Source organism: Exiguobacterium acetylicum (assembly GCF_022170825.1).
GTDB classification, from domain to species: domain Bacteria; phylum Bacillota; class Bacilli; order Exiguobacteriales; family Exiguobacteriaceae; genus Exiguobacterium_A; species Exiguobacterium_A acetylicum_B.
The window spans coordinates 2,675,486-2,695,465 of sequence record NZ_CP081878.1 but is presented as its reverse complement, the minus strand read 5'-3'; the positions used below and the strand labels follow the sequence as shown (position 1 = coordinate 2,695,465).

Below are 19,980 nucleotides of genomic sequence, written 5' to 3'. Positions count from 1 at the left end.
ATAGAGATTTAAAAAGCGCCGCTTCACTCGAGGAACGTCTCAAGTGGAGCGGCGTTTGACCTATTCTTTTTCTGAAAGTTGTTTGAGTTGATAGATCCGTTTTCCGCCTGGTCCTTCAAATGTCACGCGGAGCGTCGAACGGGCGAAACGATAGCTGACTTGTCCTTCGGATAGATTGACACGAGCAGATAGGTCCGGTTCAAAACGGATGATCTCTTCATCGTTTCGGAGTGCGTCCGGGAGACCGAACTGATCAAAACGAAGCGTTGCAATGAAGGTATCTTGCTCGTCGAAGGAGACGTGGATCCGTCCGGTCCCATCAAAGGGCTCGTCTTCGAGCGTACTGCGTTCGACTTCGTATGTGCCCTCGAACTGTTTGACTTGCTGCAACGTCTCCTTTGCACTGAGGGCAATGGCTTCGGCTCGTTTTCGGACAGGATGGTCCGTTGTGAGTTGGAGGCGTTCAATCGCCTCTGCTGTTTTTAAGACATCACGTAATTGATAACCCGCAAGCTGTCGCTCAAGCTGAACCATCAGTCGAGCAGCTGGTTCATCGATGTCTTGTTTCGATTGTTCGACGGCACGAGTGTACGTTTGCTGTTCGAGCTGTTCTTGAATCTTTGATGTTTCAGGTGTACACGCCATCAAGAGACAAAGCGGCAGACAGAAGAGTATACGTTTCATGAGCTCACCTCCGTCCGATTGACATCAATGATTTGGAGATGATCCGTATGCACCTTCAAACGATAGTGGACGCGGTAGGTCACGGGCGTCGTCCCTTTTGCCGTCTCGATTTGATACGTTTCCTGTGTGCGTAAACGATAAGTCTCACCCTTTGACGTGAACTTTTGGAAGGTGACGGCGAGAACACTCGGAGAAACAGGGGCATCTACGGCATTCGTTAACCGCTCGAGGTGTTTGAACTCGGATTCGAACACGTTCAATGTCGTGAACTGGATCGCTGAAAACGTCTCGATCGAATCGTATTCCTTCGCGTAAGTCGCAAGCTCTGGAATCGTCCGAGTGTATTGACGGACGAAACGAAGAACATCGTATGACGTCGGTGGACGATCTTTCGAATACGTTTGATTGTACGCTGTTTGCTCATCTGACCATTCGGAAAGGGCGAGTGCTTCGACGCTTGGTGTCTGACCGGCTTCAGGTGAAACCGGATCTTGTAACGAATACCACAGGAAACCGGCTCCTCCGACGAGAAGAAGGAACAGAAACATACTGATGAGCCAAGTCCGCGAAGACGACGGAGCGGGTGGGTCAGCGGGTTGTTCTTTCTTGATGACAGGATGCTGACAATGAGAACAAGTCGTATCGTTTTGACGAAGTGGTGTACCACATAACGAACAGCGTTCCATGAAATAAGACCTCCTGTGTATGTAAAATGAAATGTCAGATAAGGTAATGGTAATTTGAAATTAGTATCATCGTAACATTAATTGGAAACGCAATCAAAACCTGATATTACTTTTTTGAAGGGGGAATCTACAGATGGCACGTCACTTGATTTTAATGGATGCGTTCAAAGGAAGTATTTCCTCAAAAGACGCGGCAGAAGCCGTTGCGTCTGGTATACGGGCACATGACCCGACAGCGATCATCGATTCCTCACCTGTCGCGGACGGTGGAGAAGGTACGCTCGACGTTTATCTCGCGCTCGGATATGAGTTGAAAACAGCGATGACGATGGATTTAGCAGGTCGCCCGTGTGAAGTACAGTATGCCGTCAAAGGTCCGGACGCTATCATCGAAGTCGCGCGTATTTGTGGACTGCCGATGCGGCGCGTCGAAGACGATCCGATTCGCATGAACACGCGTGGTGTCGGTCGTTTGATGAATCAGTTACGCGACCAGGGAATAACGCACATTCGACTAGCATTAGGAGGGACAGGAACGACCGATGGGGGACTCGGTTTGCTCGCAGAACTCGGCTGTAAGCTGCAAGACGCGTCCGGTGTTCCGATTTCGTTTCAAACGAATCCCTTACTTGAGACGCAAGACATTCGTTGCCACGCATATCCTGTTCAACTCGAGGCACTCGTCGATGTGACAGCACCGTATTTCGGTCCAGACGGTCCAGCTTATCTGTTTGGACCACAAAAAGGATTGCTCCCGAAAGACATCGTAAGACTCGACCAGCAACTTGAACGGATCGGGCGATTGCTTGGACTAGAAGGTGTCGCAGGAGCCGGAGCAGCGGGTGGACTCGGGGGAGCCGTGCGTGCTCTTGGTGGATTGATCGTTCCAGGGGCACGGACGATCCTGCAACACCTTCGCGTAGCAGAGCGGATGCAGCATGCTGATTATGTTTGGACAGGAGAAGGACGCGTCGACCGTCAAAGCCAAATCGGCAAGTTACCAGGCGAGGTTGCGCGCATGGCGAATGCAGCAAATGTTCCTTGTTTGATCCTTGCTGGAATCGTAGAAGAAAAGATGCCACAAGCGCTCGATTGTCGATCGATTCATGCCGATCAAGCAATCACGTTCGACTCAGAACAGACGATGATTCGGATGAGTGAACAGGCACGTAAGTGGCTCGAAGAACTTTCAGTGAAACAGGGATGAAGTCGGAAAAGTTTGGGTAAATAACTGTATATTGCCATACTTTTAGAGAAGGTAGGTCACTTTATGATCAATCAATCGATTCAATTATCGTTTCGCCAAGTTCGAGCGCTGGTCGAACATACTCTGCTATTATTCAAAGAGCTCGATCAACAATTAGCGAATCGTGGATACGAACCGGTTCTGCCGGAAGTCGTCCAAACGGAACATGGTCTGAGCATCCATCAGACGAAGGAGAGTGCCGAGTCACTCGTCCCGCACTTTTTGACGCGGACGTATGTCCGACAACAGGAAAAATCGAACCAACACGGGTTGCTGATCTCGGTTCAATATACGCATCCGCTTCATGAACGATTCGATCCGGTCGTCCTCGTCGGCGATGTTGCGTTCAAGCATGCGAAACATGCGCAAAAAATCTTAAGTGAAAAACCATGGCTCCTGAAATATGCTGCGTTTGAATCGACGATTGCGCAAGAGTTCGTTGCCGATGGAACACGATACACGACGCAACCGATTGAAGAAATCGAAGAGTTGATCGTCTGGGGACACCCATTCACGGAAATGCGTGATATCGATGACGTCAAACGATTGGCAGAAGAGATGATTAGCCGTCATCTTGAACCGGGAACGACATAAAAAACAAGCTTCCATTCCTTCACGAGAAGGGTGGAAGCTTGTTTTTTAGACTTGAACGAGCAGTCGTTCGATTGCTGCCGTTAAGTCGGTCGGATTCGTTTTTGGAGAGAATCGTGTCACTTCCCCATCGCGTGTCACGAGGAATTTCGTGAAATTCCACTCGATGTCTGTTGCACCATCCGTCGTTGGCGCTTGTGCTTTTAGTTCTTCAAATAATGGGTGTGCCTGCTCCCCATTAACATCGATTTTTGAAAAGACAGGGAACGTCACGCCATAGTTGACTTGGCAAAACGATTGAATCTCTTCATCCGTTCCTGGATCTTGATTCGCAAACTGATTGCACGGGAAACCAAGCACGGTCAATCCTTGCGAACGATAGTCTTGATGCAATTGTTCGAGTCCTTCGAACTGTGGTGTCAAACCACATTTGCTAGCGGTATTAACGATCAGCCACGCTTGACCAGGGTAGTCTTTCAAGGACGCTATCGTCCCATCAACACGTTGAAATGTATAATCCTGTAACATATCGATTCCTCCTTTTTTAACTGCCTCTTCAGTGTAACAAATCCGTTTTCTCATCGTCTTCTGTCACTACTCATGAGATGACAGAAACATCACAATCGGGTATCATCGACGCATTTCGAGTCAATCTTTGTTACCATGAAGGAGAATATGGAAGGAAAGGAGAGATGCCACATGAGAAAAATGTTGAAACAATCGCGGTTCGTTATGATCGCGACGCTTTGTCTCGTCCTGGTCAGTAGTTGTATTACATTGCTGACGCTTGGGTTCGAACGCGATATTGTGATTCTTGTTTCTGGAGTGGTTGCCCTATGGGTGACGATGCTAGCTCCTTTGACGGTCCATGCCAAAATGAATCAGCAATCATAATCATTGTTTGTTCATGAAACCGCGGAACGATTCTCGCTAAAATGGAGCTCCTCCATTTTAGATGAAGGAATCGATTTCTGCGGTTTTTTTTCTTCTATAGCATAGCGACAAAAACTACTATTTTTCGAAAGTAAGTCATTAAAAAATCAGACTATTTTTTTTTCATCTTTTCTATTTACAACCCTAAAAAATCGGAGTAATATCCATCTCATCAACGAACACTAACATGTTAATGCTTCGATCTCAAAGTACGCCGAGTTCATGATTGAAGCGGGGGACCCAACCGTCACGACACGTGACACGGGGTGAATCCTTTCCGACCGGGAAAGGTAGGGCGAATTCCTAGGTATGCCCGAATCCGACAGCTAACCTCGCAGGCGTTTTTAGGAGGGAACGACTCTTTTTCAGTATGCCAAGTTATATAGGCGATGCTGGGGCCGTTTATTGCCTCACATCGTCTTTTTGTCGTGTTTAATTGTAAAAATATTGAATAATATGGAGGTAATTTCATAATGGGAGAGCTTTGGACTATTTTGTTACTCGCTTTTTTCTTTGGGACCTCGTTCGGAATGATTCATCTGATCGAGCGTGTTCAGTGGAGAGCAGGTGACCGCAAATGACATGGTTTTTACTAGCGACGGGCTGCCTCGTCTTCTTGTATCTCGGTTATTGTCTAATGTATCCAGAAAAATTCTAATCGCATAGGGAGAAAAGAAAAACATGTGGACTCAATTCATGATCCAATTTTGGATCCTGCTCGTCATCGCACTTTGCGCGGCGGTCTTACTTGGTCGCTATATCGGTACGCACTTCGCACCGATCGCTGATCGTCAGATCGATAAAATCGGTAAAGTCGAACGACGACTCTTGTTGTTACTCGGTGTCGATGAAAAGAAACACAATCAATCGTGGGTTGGTTATTCGAAAAGTTTATTGCTCGTAAATGTCTTCTTCTTCATCGGTGGATATTTTCTACTTCGTTTCCAAGGGAATCTACCCTTGAATCCAAACAGTGCTGTCAACCTCGACTGGTCGACGGCACTTCATACGACGATCAGTTTCATGACGAACACCGATCAGCAGCACTACTCAGGTGAGGCGCTCTCGTATCTGTCACAAACGTTCGTCCTCGGAACGATGTTGTTCGTCGCACCGACAATGGCGTTTACGGTCTGTATCGCCGTCATTCGTGGACTAGCGAACAAACCGCTCGGTAACTTCTATGCCGACTTCGTCCGCTTCATCTTCCGAATCCTCATTCCGATTTCGCTCTTCTTCGGGATGCTGATGATTTTATTCGGTGTTCCGCAAACGTTTGGTGGGGCGGTCAGCGTCACGACTCTAGAAGGTGCGAAACAATTGATTTACCGCGGTCCGGTCGCTGCATTTGAAGTCATCAAACAGCTCGGTAACAACGGCGGTGGATTCTTTGGTGCTAACGGTGCGCATCCATTTGAGAACCCGAACCAGTTCGTCAACTTTATTCAGATGTTCTTGATGCTACTGATTCCGATGTCACTTCCGATCGCTTACGGCAAAATCATCGGTTCTGCGAAACAAGGACGACTGTTCCTCGGTGTGATGATGCTTCTCTTCATCATGATGACGATCGGTATGGCAGGGAGCTTACTTGCTAATCCGACGGCGCATGGTCAGGAATTACGATTCGGTCAAATTGGAACGGCGCTCTATAGTTCGATTACGACGGCAGCTGAAACCGGAGCGGTCAACGCGATGCATGACTCACTTCATCCGCTCGCAGGATTGATCCAGCTCGGAAACATGATGTTAAACGTCGTTTACGGTGGTGCCGGCGCTGGATTCTTGAATGTCTTGCTTTATGCTTTCGTCGCAGTTTTTCTGACAGGTCTCTTGATTGGTCGGACGCCGACGTTCCTCGGGAAGAAAATCGAGACGTTCGAAGTGAAGATGATCGCCATCGCACTTCTCGTGCCGCCTTTCTTGATTCTCGTCGGAACCGCAATCTCGATGTACGTCGCACCAGGTGTTGCTGGCATCTCGAACCCAGGCTATCACGGGCTATCGCAAGTGTTGTATGAATTCACGTCAGCGACAGCAAATAACGGATCTGGATTCGAGGGACTCGGTGATGCAAACGTCTATTGGAACGTCTCGACTTCGTTCGCTTTGTTCTTTGGTCGTTATATCCCGTTGATCCTCATGCTTGCGATAGTTGGTTCGCTCAAAGCGAAGCCGTCAGTCCCGCAAGATGAATTTTCGTTTAAGACAGACACACCACTCTTCGGAACAGTCTTCCTCGGTACGGTCGTACTCGTCGGTGCATTGACATTCTTGCCAGTGCTCGTACTTGGACCGGTCGCGGATTGGCTGACGATGTGAACAGGAGATAAAAGCATATGATGGAACGAATCATGCATCCGACGCCCGAGGAACACCAACCGAATGGGCAGCCGGAACAGCAATCAAAATCAGCAATCAACGGCTCGATCGCGCGTCAAGCGACGATCGATGCCTTTAAAAAATTAAATCCCGTCAACATGTTCAAACAACCGATCATGTTCGTCGTCTGGATCGGCTGCCTGCTCGCGATCGGGTACACGATTTTCATTGACGAGATGCGCGGCTTCAACTTGACGGTCAGCATCATTCTCTTCTTGACGGTCTTGTTCGCGAACTTCGCGGAGTCAATCGCGGAAGGACGCGGGAAAGCACAAGCAGATTCGCTGAAAGCATCGAAAGCAGACGTCATGGCTCGTAAACGTGTCGGACAACTGATTCAAAGCGTCTCGTCTGCAACACTCCGCAAGGGCGATGTCGTCTTCGTCCGAGCTGGTGAGTATGTACCAGGTGACGGTGAAATCATCAAAGGGCTCGCCTCGATTGATGAATCTGCGATCACGGGTGAATCCGCACCAGTCATCAAGGAAGCGGGCGGTGATTTTTCATCGGTCATCGGGGGGACACTCGTCGTCAGTGACGAAATTGAAGTTCGAATCACAAGTAATCCGGGTGAATCGTTCCTCGATCAAATGATTGCCCTCGTCGAAGGGGCGAGTCGTCAAAAGACACCGAACGAACTCGCATTATCAACGCTCTTAACGAGTTTGACGTTGATTTTCCTACTCGTCGTCATGACATTACCGGTCTTTACGAACTACCTTGGATTTGATTTATCGGGTCCCATTTTAATCGCTTTACTTGTCTGTCTGATTCCGACGACGATCGGTGGCTTGTTGTCCGCGATCGGAATCGCCGGAATGGACCGCGTCACCCGCTTTAACGTCATCGCGATGAGCGGGAAGGCAGTCGAAGCAGCAGGCGATATCCAAACGATCATCCTGGATAAAACGGGAACGATCACGTTCGGTAACCGGATGGCGTCAGAAATCACACCAGTCGGTAGTCATTCTACCGAGCAAGCTTTCGAAGGTGCGATTCTCGCCTCACTCGCTGACGAAACACCAGAAGGACGTTCTGTTCTTGAACTCGCTGAACTTCGCGCGATGCCGGTTGAACGTCACTGGTTGGATGGCGCAGAAATCGTACCGTTTCGTGCAGAGACACGGATGTCTGGACTCGATTTAAGAGATGGACGTCGTGTTCGTAAAGGTGCGGGGCAAGCGATTCAAGAGTGGGTTGCAGAACAAGGCGGAGCGATTCCGGATGATTTGCAAGAAACGATCGATTCGGTCTCACGACTCGGTGGAACACCACTCGTCGTTGCGATTGACGCAATAATTCTTGGTGTCATCTATTTAAAAGATACCGTTAAACCTGGTATGCGGGAACGGTTCGATCGACTGCGTGAGATGGGGATCAAAACGGTCATGTGTACCGGAGACAACCCGTTGACGGCAGCAACGATCGCTCGAGAAGCTGGTGTCGATGATTTCGTCGCGGAATGTAAGCCGGAAGATAAGATTCGTGTCATCCAGCAGGAACAAGCAGCCGGTCACCTCGTCGCAATGACAGGGGACGGTACGAATGATGCACCAGCTCTCGCTCAGGCCGACGTGGGACTTGCGATGAACAGTGGTACGCAAGCTGCAAAAGAAGCAGCGAACATGATTGACCTCGATTCGAACCCGACGAAGATCATCGAAGTCGTCGAAATCGGGAAACAGCTCTTGATGACGCGTGGTGCCTTGACGACGTTCTCGATCGCAAACGATGTCGCGAAGTATTTCGCAATCATCCCGGCAATGTTCATGGTTGCGATTCCGCAAATGGAAGTGCTCAACATCATGCGACTCGATTCACCGACGAGTGCGATTCTGTCTGCCTTGATTTTTAACGCGATTATCATTCCGCTCTTGATTCCACTTGCGATGCGAGGGGTCACGTACAAACCGATGACCGCAGATCAATTGCTTGGTCGTAACTTACTGATCTATGGTCTTGGTGGTGTCATCGTTCCGTTCATTGGGATTAAAATCATCGATGTCTTGCTTGCAAGCATCCTCTAAGGAGAAAACGAATCATGAAACAAGCCATTCGTGTGACGATCTTCGTCGCAGCGTTGTGTGGGATCGTCTTTCCCGCTTTGTTGACCTTATTCGGTCAACTGCTCGTACCAGATAAAGCTGAAGGTTCTTTAGTACAAGAAAACGGAAAATTCATCGGATCGGAATTGATTGCCCAGCCGTTCACGTCGAAACAATATTTTCACGGACGTCCATCAGCGGTCGATCAATTAGCGGGAGCGTCTGCTGGGGATAACCTAGCAGCATCGAACCCGGAGCTTGGCACGAAGATGACGGAATTACAGAAACAGAACCAAGTGGACGGCGCTTCGCTTCCGGACGATGCCCTCGTGACATCCGGTTCTGGCTTCGATCCGCACATCTCAGTCGATTATGCCTTGGTGCAGGCGAAGCGTATCGCAACCGCACGCGACCTGTCGCGTGACGAGGTCCGCAAGCTGATTACGAAGGAAGCCGGGACGAACGATTACGTCAACGTCCTTCGCTTGAACTTAGCGCTTGATCGGAGTAGATCATGACACGGGGAAAGCTGAAGCTGTACATCGGCTCAGCTCCTGGTGTCGGAAAAACGTATAAGATGCTTGCCGATGCACGACTCTTAATCCATGAAGGAAAGGACGTCGTCATCGGTCTGATCGAGACGCACGGTCGAAAAGAAACAGCAGAGATGGTCGGACAGCTTGAGCAGGTGCCGTTACTTGAAGTCGTCTATAAGGACAAGAAATTCCCCGAGGTGAACGTGGACGCGATCATTGCCCGTCGTCCGGATATCGTACTGATCGATGAACTGGCGCATACGAATGCGCCGGGATCGGTACGAAAGAAACGCTATCAAGATGTTGCGGCGCTCCTTGATGCCGGTATCAATGTCTACTCTGCCGTCAACATCCAGCACTTCGAGAGTCTACTCTTTAAGGTCAAAGAAGTCACAGGTGTCGAGGTCCGGGAACGTATCCCGGATCCGTTCCTCGGAGAAGCCGATGAGATTCTACTCGTCGACGTCACACCGCAAACGTTACGGGAACGACTTGAACAGGGGAAGATTTATAAGAAAGAAAAGATTGAACAGAGTCTGAATTCGTTTTTCTCGCTTCAGAATCTCGCGAGCTTACGCGAGTTATCGTTACGTCAGGTCGCGGATGAAGTTGACGATCAAGTCTATCAATCACGTTTGTTGATTGAAAAGGATCCAGCGACGTTACAAGAACGAATTCTCGTCTGTATTCAGCTCAATGACAACGCACGAAAGCTGATTTACCGCGGCTTTCGCATGGCGAGTCGTCTGAAAGCGGATCTTTACGTGCTGACGATTCTACCGGCAGCAGAGAATCAGTTAAATGCGAAGCAAAAAGAAGTCTTAGCGATGGTGCGAGAGAGTGGTTCCTTGTTCGGAGCAGAGGTGCTGATTCGAATCCAGGGGGAACGCTCGATTGCCCAAGCGATCACAGCTGCTGCGAAACATCATCGCATCACGCAAATCGTCCTTGGTCAATCCGCTCGGACCCGGTGGCAGGAAATCCGGCGTGGATCGATCATCAATGAAATCATGCGTCATGTCCGCGGTATCGACATTCAAATCGTTGCCGATGACTTAGAACGCTAGGGGAGCCCTTCCGCGTAAATGCAGGGGTTCTCTTCGCAATATCACAAATCTGTCGTTTCATAAAACGAATGAGTCAGTCGGTCATCCTCCCTTTCCGCAGGCGGGAGGTAAGCCGCGACACCCTTGCATTTCATGCAGTTTGTCGGGTCTTATCTATCCCTGTCGAAAGCGCCGCGCGCGCTTTCTTTTCCTGCAGGAGTTGAGGATGATTCTGATCGTTCGCTACTAACAACAAAAGGAAAGACCATTCCGGTGGGATCATCGGAATGGTCTTTCCTTTTTTGTGTGTTAGAACACACTCATTGAGTTAAAGGCGTTGGTTCATCGTTTTCTTAACGAGCGAAGACTGGGATATCGAAGGTTGCTGTATAGCTATCCATCTGTTGATAGAGTGAATAGATGCGCGACGTCTGTTTGACGGCCCAACCCATGTCTGTTGCGTACTGGTGACTACCAGGACGCATCGGACTCCAACGCATCTTATAGAGCGTGTTTTGTCCGTAGGCATTGTGGATGTACTTCGTGCTGATGAATTCGGCACCACCGACGATGGCTGCTTCTGGTGTGAACCACCCTTGGCTATAGGCATAAGCGGCACCGGTGTTGATCGCATCATAATCGTACGCACCGATTCCGTACATGTTGTAGACTTTACGTCCATTCCATGTCACACCCATTGCGAGTGTCGATTGTCCGTTGCCTGTCTCAAGTAAAGCGTGTGAGATCAAGTACGCTTCGTTGACGCTGTATTTTTGACCAGCATCGATGAACGCTTGACCACAACTACCGTTGCTACACTTATTGAAGATACCTAATCCTTTCGTCACGTTCGCTAACATCTTATCGAGTGTCGCAGGTGTTGCACCTGTTGTCTTCGATAGATCAAGGAACTGATAGAAATCAGAAGAATTTCGGTCGATTTTCAGTGGATCAGCAGCATTGCGGACATCTGTTTCGAGTGCGTTCAACCACTGGATCGTCGAGTAATTCGTTGCACTCGTATAGACCCGTGGATACGTCGTATAGAAACCACTGACGGATTGATAAACGCGAATCATCCGACCGGGCTGGAACTGACCGTAGACGTGACTTGCTGTTGAAGCACCAGAACGGATGTTGAGTGGTGTTGTCGCTGTGACGGTCGCAAGTGTTCCGTTGACTGGGTCAAGTCCACCACCTAGACGTACATAACTAGTGCTGACATACATCAATTTGTTTTTGTAGATATCCGTTTGCGGCGGTGGGTTCAGTTTCATCTGTGCGCTAATGAAACTATCGAACGTATACGGTGTTGGAACAGAATTGTAGACGTTTAATTTCGAAGAAGTCGTCACGAACGCCCCCTTATACGCATAACCACTTTTGCCATCATAGGAAATCTTATACCAGTCACCAATTTGACCAGTTACGGTAACGACGAGATTTTTAGGAATCGTCTTGATGACGTTGTATGAGCTACCGACATAAGAACGTAAAGCCGCATCTGATGTAGCCCGTACATAAAATTTCTGTTTTGCTTCGTACTTGATGGATGACGTGTTTTGACCAGTCTGGATATAACCCGTTTTGCCATCAATCGTTACTTTATGCCACGAACTGTTCGTGTACGATGTGATCAAAGAAGACGTGTAATAAACATTCCCGAACGAGAGCGTCGTAACAGTCGATGCTTGATCGTTTGGTGCTTGTTTGACAGCGAGTGATTGATTCGCTAAGAAGCGCGCACCCGTAATCTTTTTCGTTTCTGTGTACGGTGTCAGCGTTGATTTTAAGACATAGCCGCTTTTACCGGAATAGCTGATTTTCAACCAATTGTCGAGACTACCTGTTACTTGAACGACGGCTGCTTTTGGTAGCTTCGTTACCGTTGCATACGCTGAACCGGCATCCGACTGAAGTGTCGTATCGGTCGTTGCCTGATAGCGATGACCATTGACTGCTTCATACGTAACGGGTGAACCTTGATTGATTTGGATGTAACCTGTTTTGCCATCAACCGTCAGACGATGCCATTGCTCCGAGCGACCCGTCGTGACGATTTGATTCGTCGTGTAGACGTCTCCAGAGGAAAGGCGAATGACAGTGTCAGCAGCCGCTTGATGTGATGCTTTTACTTCAACGGTACGCCCAAGGCGATAATAAGAAGAAGGAATCGATTGCGTCATGACTTTTTCCTTCACGTAACGTGAAGCGATGTAACCTGTTTTTCCGCTATACGTCACACGATACCAGTCGTCGATCATTCCAGTCACTGTGATGCTTGTACCAGAAGGGATCGTTTTGACGGTTGCGTAGGTGTTTCCGGCATATGAACGGAGTGGGGTCGAAGTCGTCGTTTGCATGGCGATTCGGTCCGATTGATAACGAACACTCTTGCCTTGACCGACAGGGATGTAGCCTGTCTTGCCATCTTTACTAACACGGTGCCATTGCTGTCCGTTTGACGTGACGAGTTGCGTCGTGTAGTAGATATCACCGGTCTGGAGTGTCGCAAGAGTGGATGCTTTTGCATCTGGTGACGATTTGATAGAAACCGCTTTTTCAAGTTCAAAGCGTGCTCCTGCAATTTTTTGCTTCGTTGCAAGTGTCGTAAAGGTACTTGATGCAGCATAGCCTGTTTTTCCATTGTAGCTGACACGGTACCATGAACCGATGTTTCCGGAAATCCGGATGATCGTGTTACTTGGGATTGTTTGCACTGCAGCGTACGATGGACCCGCATACGAGCGAATCGTCGTCGATGTTGTTGTCTTTAATGAAAGATTGGATTGCGACTCATAAGCGATTGCTTTTGCTTGATTCGCTAAGACAAAGCCGACTTTACCTTCTTTTGATACTTGATGCCATATTTCACCGAGCGGATTCGTCACACGTGTTTTCGTGTAATAGACGTTTCCGGCACTTAGTGTCGCAAGTGTTTTTCCATTTGCTGCAGGTGTAGCTTTGATGGCAAGTGACGAGGTCAACAGGAAGCGTGAAGATGGAAGTTTTGCTTTTTCTGTGTACTCTGCCAATGTAGCGGATAAGATATAACCTGTCTTACCAGCGTATGTGACTTGATGATACGTTGCCGTCTTAGCACTTGAAGTAACGATTGCACCTTTTGGAAGACTCGCTAAGCTTTGTTTCGCTTCAGCTTGACTGTAAAGCGGTGTCGCACTTTTCGTCTGATACCGTGTTTTTGGAATCAGTGTCACACTTTGTTTTTCGGAAGAGGCGAACGCATCTTGATGCATGTAGCCTTTCTTTCCACCGTACTGGACGCTGACCCAGTTCTCGATCCGACCGACGACTTTAACGTCTTTTCCAGATGGAATGGTTTGGACTTTCGGATAACCCGTTCCGGCGTATTGACGCAAAATATAAGCATCGACCGTTCGTGACGTCGTGTTCGTCACCTTTTTATAGGCAACTGCTTTTGCTCCAGCGGCAACATAGCCCGTCTTTCCGTCATATTTGACGCGGTACCATGTTTCACCATACGGATTCGTCACACGTTGTGACGTGTAGTACACATCCTCTTCGTTCAACGTACCGATCGTCGATGCAGTCGAGACTGCCGTCTTTTTGATCGGTGTTTTTTTGAGGACGAGGTAACGCTGACCAGAAACGGTTTGTTTCTTTTCATACAGCGTGAGGTATTTCGACGCGACATATCCCGTTTTTCCAGCGTACGTAATTCTTCTGAACGCGCCAGAAGCATACGTGGATGAAACGACAGTTCCGGTCTTGATCGTCAACAAGCGTTTCCGAGAAGATGCCGTCTTGTCATACAGATAACTATCGGTAGACAGACGATAGGTCGTTGCTTTCGTCGTCGCTGCTTCAGCTACTGGTAAAGATGTTAAAACGATGCTGAAAACGATGAGAAAGCTCGCGAACACCTTCAAGGTCTTCGAGAATGATGTCGTGTTCAAAGTATCTTTCCTCCTAGTAGATATTCGTCCGGTTGGACGGAATCGGCTTCTAGGATGTCTAAGTCTAAGTTGTAAGTTCTGTTGCCTATCCTTACTATCGACAATATCGGATTTTTATGAATAAGATATTGAATTATTTTGAAAAAAGGGGTCTGGTTTTTTGAAAAACCCTCCTGTTTTTTTAAACAAGAGGGTAAATGGTCAGATATTGAGACGTGCGAGGAGTTCCTTCAAATTCGTCGTTGGACGTTCACAAGTAAAGTCATGACACAGGTAAGCGGTCGGTTCGTCTGGTTCCGGATAATCTGCGAGCAGTGGGACGAGCGGTAACAAATCGTGTTTCGTACCAATCAACAAGGCGACTTCCGGTAAGCGCATCTGTTGCAGTTGATGTACTTCAATTGGAATGTCTGCTTCTTCTGGAATCAAGAGGATCAACTCCTTCGGTTCCATCTGCCGAGAGGTGAAGATACTAACGAGTGAGGCGAAGCCGGTCGGTTGTTGCCGGACTTCTTCTGTTAAGGCTACGAGAGCCCGTTCAGCACTTTCCTGATAGATGAGATGCCCAGTAAGGCGGCTGAGCGTAAAGAAAGCGTTCAAGGCAACACTGTTTCCGGCAGGTGTCACACCGTCATACAGATCGAGCGGACGAACGAGTAGCTGGTCGGAGCGCAAAGAGGTTAAATAAAAATAACCATCTGCTGTCTGAAACTGATCGCGTAACACATCAGCTAGTGTTAAAGCCTCCTTCAGATGCAGTGCCCGTCGTGTCGATTGGAACAGTTCAAGATGTGCATCGATCAAGTAAGCATAGTCGTCAAGAAATCCGTGCCCGGTCGCTTGTCCTTCGCGGTAATGAACGGCAAGCTGATTCTCAGTCCGGACGACTTTCTCGAGCGACGTCATAGCACGCGCTGCGACATTCGTGTAATGAGGTTCGCTAAAGACACGACCGGCTTTGGCAAATGCTGAAATCATCATCGTGTTCCAAGCCGTCAAGCGCTTATCATCGCGAAACGGACGCGTGCGTTCATTTCGCGCGTGAAGGAGAAGCTGCCGCTCACGTTCGAGTTGTGCCGCTGTCTCAGCAGGTGATAGGTCAACCGAACGTGCAAACGCCTCGAGCGTTCGGCCTGTCCGGTAAAAGACGTTGCGTCCTTCGAAGTTTCCGGACGGTGAAGCATGATAGAAGCGCGGGAACAGTGCATCCGGTCCGAGTAAGTCCGCAAGTTCTACTGACGTGAACGTATAATAATGTCCTTCGCCCCCTTCGCTATCCGCATCAAGTGCAGCATAGAAGGTGCCGTCCGGTGCGGTCAATTCACGCTCCGTAAACGAGAGGACTTCTTCTGCGTAGCGCCGGAAGCGGATTTGTCCGGTCACTTGATACGTCTCGATACATAGCGTCGCAAACCAAGCGTTATCGTAAAGCATTTTCTCGAAATGAGGAATTTCCCACTTGGCATCGACCGTATAGCGGAATAAACCGTAGCCGACTTGATCGGTCATTCCACCGTCACGCATCGCGATCAATGACCGCATGACCATGTGGAGTGCCGTCTCGTCCTCTGCGAACTGATAATAATCGAGTAAGAAACGGAGTAGGGCAGGCGACGGGAACTTCGGTGCCTCTCCGAATCCACCGTGTTGACGATCGAATTGCCGCATCGCTTGATCAAAGGTGTCGTGAATGATCGATTCATCCCAAGCGCTAGTCGAAGAAGTCGGCTGCAATACGTCATGAAGCGTCTGTGACATATTTTGTCCGACTTGTGCAATCTTATCCGGTGAACGGCGGAATTGTTCGCTCAGCTGTAGCGTCACCTGACGAAAGCTTGGGCGATTGAACTGAGGCGTCTTCGGAAAATACGTGCCGATATAAAACGGTTGTTGATCCGCTGTCATGAAGACGCTGAGCGGCCAGCCGCCTTGCCCGTTCATGACTTGGGCAGCTGTCATATAGAGGTGGTCGATGTCGGGACGTTCTTCCCGGTCGACCTTAATTGAGATATAACGTTCGTTTAATAGACGTGCTGTTTCTTCATCCTCGAAGCTTTCGTGGGCGAGCACATGGCACCAATGACACGTCGAATAACCGATCGATAAAAAGATTGGCTTTCCTGTTACCTTTGCTGCGATGAAAGCTTCTTCTCCCCACGGATACCAATCGACGGGTTGATGTGCGTGTTGTAGTAGGTAGGGACTCGTTTCATGGATAAGTCGATTCGACATGATGGATTTTCCCTCATTTCTTCTATAGTAATAAGTCTTCTTCACGATACTCGGCTTTGACGATAGGTGCAATACCGATTCTAAGTAGAATAAAAACGATTTTTTAGAAGAAAGATTGACTTTATAAAGAAATGTGTGCTATATTATTAAAAGTCATGAATCGGGGATGATCACTCATGTGAGAATCTTCAATCCATATCATACAATTAAATCGACAGGTCAGGATTTTTAGACCGCTACTGACAAATGAGTCAGACATAAGTCATCGCTTTTATTTTGTCCTTCTTCATACTACGAGGAGAAGTTGACCCAGCAAGATAAACCTTCCAATCGATACTTTTCCGCTCATTCCCGAGCTATTTCTAAAAATCCCAGTATCATGCGTCCGTTGCAGACGCATCACGATTCTTGCTAAAATGCTTGATTCAGCTGGCGCGGCCAAGGAGCCGTAACAACGAAAGAGAGGTAGGGCTTTCGTCGTTTCAGGTGTTTTGATCACCTGTAATCCTCGATTCTCATGACAACCAAAACAACGACACGCTGATGAGGCGTTTTTTTTGTGCCTTTTTTCGGGTAAAGCTGAAAGAAGGGGGTGACGACATGCCATGGAATGAGAACGACTACCCAGATTCATTCAAGAACTTCGATCCACCACTTCGAAAGAAGGCGATCGAGATTGCGAACGCTTTACTAGAAGAAGGATACGAGGAAGGACGGGCAATTCCGATTGCGACGTCGCAAGCTGAAAAGTGGTACGAAAGTCACAAAGACGAACAATAAAATGTTGTAAGCGATACCATTTCTTTCATTTACGAAGGATGGTATCTTTTTTTACGAAAAATATACACTCTTGAGAATATAATCTGATATTATAAAGAAGTGTCAGAAAATTCAATAGGGGGTCTCATCATGAAATACGGCAGTACGTTTGGAAAGTGGGCATTGGCCGGAGTATTAACAGCAGGAATCCTTCCACAAGCGGGTCTTGTCGGGGCAGAAGGCGAAGGCGTCATCTTGTCTGAATACATAGAGGGAACAAGTAACAACAAGGCAATCGAGCTATACAATGGGTCGGGGCAAATCATTGATTTAGCAGACTATACACTCGTTCAATATACGAATGGTGGACCGTCAGAAGCGAAAATCACACTATCGGGGAAAGTCGATCCAGGGAAGACCTTCGTCATCGCGAACTCGAGTGCGAATGCAGATATCAAAGCCAAAGCACAATTAACGACGGGGTCATTGAACTTCAACGGAAATGATCCAATCGCACTGAAAAAGGGCGACGTCGTCCTTGATATCATCGGACCGCTCGGTTCATCGACGGATTTCGCGAAAGATACGACACTCGTCCGGAAATCAGGTGTCACTTCAGGTGCTAAAACGTACGAACCATCACAGTGGACGAGCTTCCCAGTTGATACACTGACGAATCTCGGCAGTCATCAGACAGAAGCGGGCGATGTTCTCGCAGCACCTACAGCTTCTCCAGTCAGTGAAGTCGAACGTGGGGATCAAGTGACATTGTCAGGTGAAGGAACGATTCATTATACGGTTGATGGCACAACACCGACTGTCGACAGTCCGGTCTATTCGTCACCGATTACGATCAATGATGAAGTGACGATTCAAGCAGTTGCCGTCAAGGACGGTAAAACGTCAGCTGTTTCGACATTCAAGTATTACATCGCGCCACCAATCACGAAAATCAGCAACATCCAAGGCGTTGCGCATACGTCGCCTTACGCAGATCAACTCGTCCGAACGACAGGTGTCGTCACGTACGTCGTCGATGCGAACAACTTCTACATGCAAGATCCGAATCCGGATAACGACAGCCGGACGTCGGAAGGGATTCTCGTCTACGCGAAAAACCATGGTGCTGCCGTTGGACAAAAAGTCGCGACGACAGGATATGTCAAAGAGTGGTTGCTTGGCGGCTACAGCGATAAGTTCGATACAGATTTAGCGGTCACGGAAATCAGCACGGTCAATCTCGTCAAAGGTGCGCTTAACGAAGGGTTACCAGCAAGTATCGTTCTCGGCGATAAAGGCGTCTTGATTCCGACGCAAGTCGTCGATAACGACTCTTTCGCTCAGTTTGATCCAGAAGAAGATGCGATCGACTTATATGAAAGCTTAGAAGGTATGCGTGTCGCTTTACCGAACGCAATCGTCACAGGACCACAAGCGAACCGGACGATTCCAGTTCGGACGCAGACAGCGGATAAGGTCTACACGAAACGCGGAACTCCGATTCTGACGAAAGACAACGTCAATCCAGAGCGTCTCTTCGTCGAGATGGGCAGCTCGTCGTACCGTGCGAAAGCTGGTGATACATTCAACGGAACAATCGAAGGTGTCATGAGCTATAACTATTCGGCTTATAAAGTACTCGCAAAAGCAGCGGATCTGCCGGAACTCATCACGCGCGAAGCGGATCGTCAACCGACGAACATCGAAACGGGTGAGTCTCGTTTGACAGTTGCTTCTTACAACGTTGAGAACTTTGCCTCGACAGCAGACGCTGGAAAAGTCGATCGCGTCTCAGAAGGTATCGCGACATTCCTCAAGACACCGGACATCGTTGGTTTGACAGAGATGCAGGATAACGATGGTGCAACAGATAGTGGCACGGTTGATGCCTCAAAATCATTCGAGACATTAATTGCAGCAATCGAAGCAAAAACAGGAATTCGCTATGCGTATACGGATATCGCACCAGAAGACAAGAAGGATGGCGGACAGCCAGGCGGAAACATCCGTGTCGGATTCCTCTACAATCCAGCACGTGTGTCACTCGCACCAGGTGAAAAGGGTGGCGCGACAGAAGCCGTTTCGGTGGAAGATGGTAAGTTAACGAAAAACCCAGGTCGCATTCAGCCGACGGATCCGAACTTCGCGAGTTCACGGAAACCACTCGTCGCAGAATTCCTCTTTAACGGTGATTCGTATCATGTCATCGCGAACCACTTCAACTCAAAAGGTGGCGACGGAGCGGACTTCGGTAAAAACCAACCGGTTGTACGTAAGAGTGAAGTCCAGCGTCATGCAATCGCGAACATCGTCCAAGATTTCGTCTCTGAATTGAAGACAGAAGTCAAAGGATCGAACGTCGTCGTACTCGGTGACTTGAACGACTTCCAGTTTTCGAAGACGCTTGATATCTTAAAAGGCGATAACTTGTGGAACACAGTCGACGATCTTCCGGAATCGGAGCGTTACTCTTATGTCTATAACGGAAACGCACAGGTGCTCGACCACATCTTGATCTCGAACAACCTGAAGTCATACACGTCGTCTGATATCGTCAATATCAACTCAGAGTATATGGAAGCAGACGGTAGCGCGAGTGACCACGATCCAGCAATCATCTCGATTCAAGGTGCAGAGACGGCTGTACCGGTCAAAGGAAAAGCAGAAGTCGGAAACTGGCGTGCTGTCCAAAAAGGGAAACATATCTTCGTTGAACGAAAACTAGGTCGCAACTGGGATAAAGCGAGTGAAACACACGCCGATCAACAGGGTGAATTGCTCGCACTCCGTGTTTCGCAAGGTCGTCCATACATTCAAGTGAAGACAATCAAAGGAAAAACAATTTGGCTTGAACTGTCGAACAAATACAAATTAACTGAAACAACAAAATATCAATGACATT

Annotated in this window: 14 protein-coding genes and 1 riboswitch; of the genes, 9 read left to right on the top strand and 5 right to left on the bottom strand. The window is 48.4% G+C overall.

Going from position 1 to position 19,980, the window contains the following annotated elements; translation table 11 throughout:
- Nucleotides 1-60: 60 nt before the first annotated feature.
- Together K6T22_RS14065 and K6T22_RS14060 are read right to left on the bottom strand one after the other, a co-directional pair.
- Entirely contained in the window at nucleotides 61-684 is a 624-nt protein-coding gene (locus K6T22_RS14065; protein ID WP_238237870.1) for a hypothetical protein, read from the bottom strand.
- Nucleotides 681-1,370, bottom strand: a complete 690-nt coding sequence (locus tag K6T22_RS14060) for a hypothetical protein (RefSeq protein ID WP_238237869.1) — start codon at nucleotides 1,368-1,370, stop codon at nucleotides 681-683. Before K6T22_RS14060 ends, K6T22_RS14065 begins: the two co-directional genes overlap by 4 nt.
- A gap of 133 nt (nucleotides 1,371-1,503) precedes the next feature.
- On the opposite strand from K6T22_RS14060, the gene K6T22_RS14055 reads away from it, so the two are divergent.
- Nucleotides 1,504-2,577, top strand: coding sequence for a glycerate kinase (locus tag K6T22_RS14055; protein WP_238237868.1), 1,074 nt, complete (start codon nucleotides 1,504-1,506; stop codon nucleotides 2,575-2,577).
- A gap of 63 nt (nucleotides 2,578-2,640) precedes the next feature.
- Nucleotides 2,641-3,210, top strand: a complete 570-nt coding sequence (locus K6T22_RS14050) for a hypothetical protein (protein WP_238237866.1) — start codon at nucleotides 2,641-2,643, stop codon at nucleotides 3,208-3,210.
- Nucleotides 3,211-3,255: 45 nt separating this feature from the next.
- Here K6T22_RS14050 and K6T22_RS14045 read toward each other — a convergent pair whose 3' ends face one another.
- Nucleotides 3,256-3,735 carry a glutathione peroxidase gene (locus K6T22_RS14045; RefSeq protein ID WP_238237865.1) on the bottom strand — a complete coding sequence of 160 codons (480 nt, stop codon included), beginning with the start codon at nucleotides 3,733-3,735 and terminating at the stop codon, nucleotides 3,256-3,258.
- Nucleotides 3,736-3,906: 171 nt separating this feature from the next.
- On the opposite strand from K6T22_RS14045, the gene K6T22_RS14040 reads away from it, so the two are divergent.
- From K6T22_RS14040 to K6T22_RS14020, 5 genes are all read left to right on the top strand, one after another.
- A complete protein-coding gene (locus K6T22_RS14040; RefSeq protein ID WP_029342614.1) occupies nucleotides 3,907-4,101 on the top strand; it encodes a hypothetical protein in 195 nt (64 codons plus the stop codon).
- Between the two features lie 241 nt (nucleotides 4,102-4,342).
- A riboswitch (cyclic di-AMP (ydaO/yuaA leader) is annotated at nucleotides 4,343-4,496 on the top strand.
- A gap of 325 nt (nucleotides 4,497-4,821) precedes the next feature.
- Nucleotides 4,822-6,462, top strand: a complete 1,641-nt coding sequence (gene kdpA, locus K6T22_RS14035; RefSeq protein ID WP_238237863.1) for a potassium-transporting ATPase subunit KdpA — start codon at nucleotides 4,822-4,824, stop codon at nucleotides 6,460-6,462.
- 17 nt (nucleotides 6,463-6,479) lie between these two features.
- Nucleotides 6,480-8,549, top strand: coding sequence for a potassium-transporting ATPase subunit KdpB (gene kdpB, locus K6T22_RS14030; RefSeq protein ID WP_337927080.1), 2,070 nt, complete (start codon nucleotides 6,480-6,482; stop codon nucleotides 8,547-8,549).
- A gap of 14 nt (nucleotides 8,550-8,563) precedes the next feature.
- Nucleotides 8,564-9,085, top strand: a complete 522-nt coding sequence (gene kdpC, locus K6T22_RS14025; RefSeq protein WP_238237861.1) for a K(+)-transporting ATPase subunit C — start codon at nucleotides 8,564-8,566, stop codon at nucleotides 9,083-9,085.
- The gene (locus tag K6T22_RS14020; protein WP_238237860.1) at nucleotides 9,082-10,170 is read left to right on the top strand and encodes a universal stress protein; all 1,089 of its coding nucleotides are present in this window, start codon (nucleotides 9,082-9,084) and stop codon (nucleotides 10,168-10,170) included. Before kdpC ends, K6T22_RS14020 begins: the two co-directional genes overlap by 4 nt.
- A 332-nt stretch (nucleotides 10,171-10,502) precedes the next feature.
- Here K6T22_RS14020 and K6T22_RS14015 read toward each other — a convergent pair whose 3' ends face one another.
- Nucleotides 10,503-14,087 carry an SH3 domain-containing protein gene (locus K6T22_RS14015; RefSeq protein WP_238237858.1) on the bottom strand — a complete coding sequence of 1,195 codons (3,585 nt, stop codon included), beginning with the start codon at nucleotides 14,085-14,087 and terminating at the stop codon, nucleotides 10,503-10,505.
- Nucleotides 14,088-14,288: 201 nt separating this feature from the next.
- Nucleotides 14,289-16,319, bottom strand: coding sequence for a thioredoxin domain-containing protein (locus tag K6T22_RS14010; protein ID WP_238237857.1), 2,031 nt, complete (start codon nucleotides 16,317-16,319; stop codon nucleotides 14,289-14,291).
- 600 nt (nucleotides 16,320-16,919) lie between these two features.
- On the opposite strand from K6T22_RS14010, the gene K6T22_RS14005 reads away from it, so the two are divergent.
- Together K6T22_RS14005 and K6T22_RS14000 are read left to right on the top strand one after the other, a co-directional pair.
- Entirely contained in the window at nucleotides 16,920-17,099 is a 180-nt protein-coding gene (locus K6T22_RS14005) for a DUF2188 domain-containing protein (RefSeq protein ID WP_238237856.1), read from the top strand.
- A gap of 129 nt (nucleotides 17,100-17,228) precedes the next feature.
- Complete coding sequence (locus K6T22_RS14000) at nucleotides 17,229-19,976, top strand: DUF8508 domain-containing protein (protein WP_238237855.1); 2,748 nt, start codon at nucleotides 17,229-17,231, stop codon at nucleotides 19,974-19,976.
- Nucleotides 19,977-19,980: the final 4 nt, after the last annotated feature.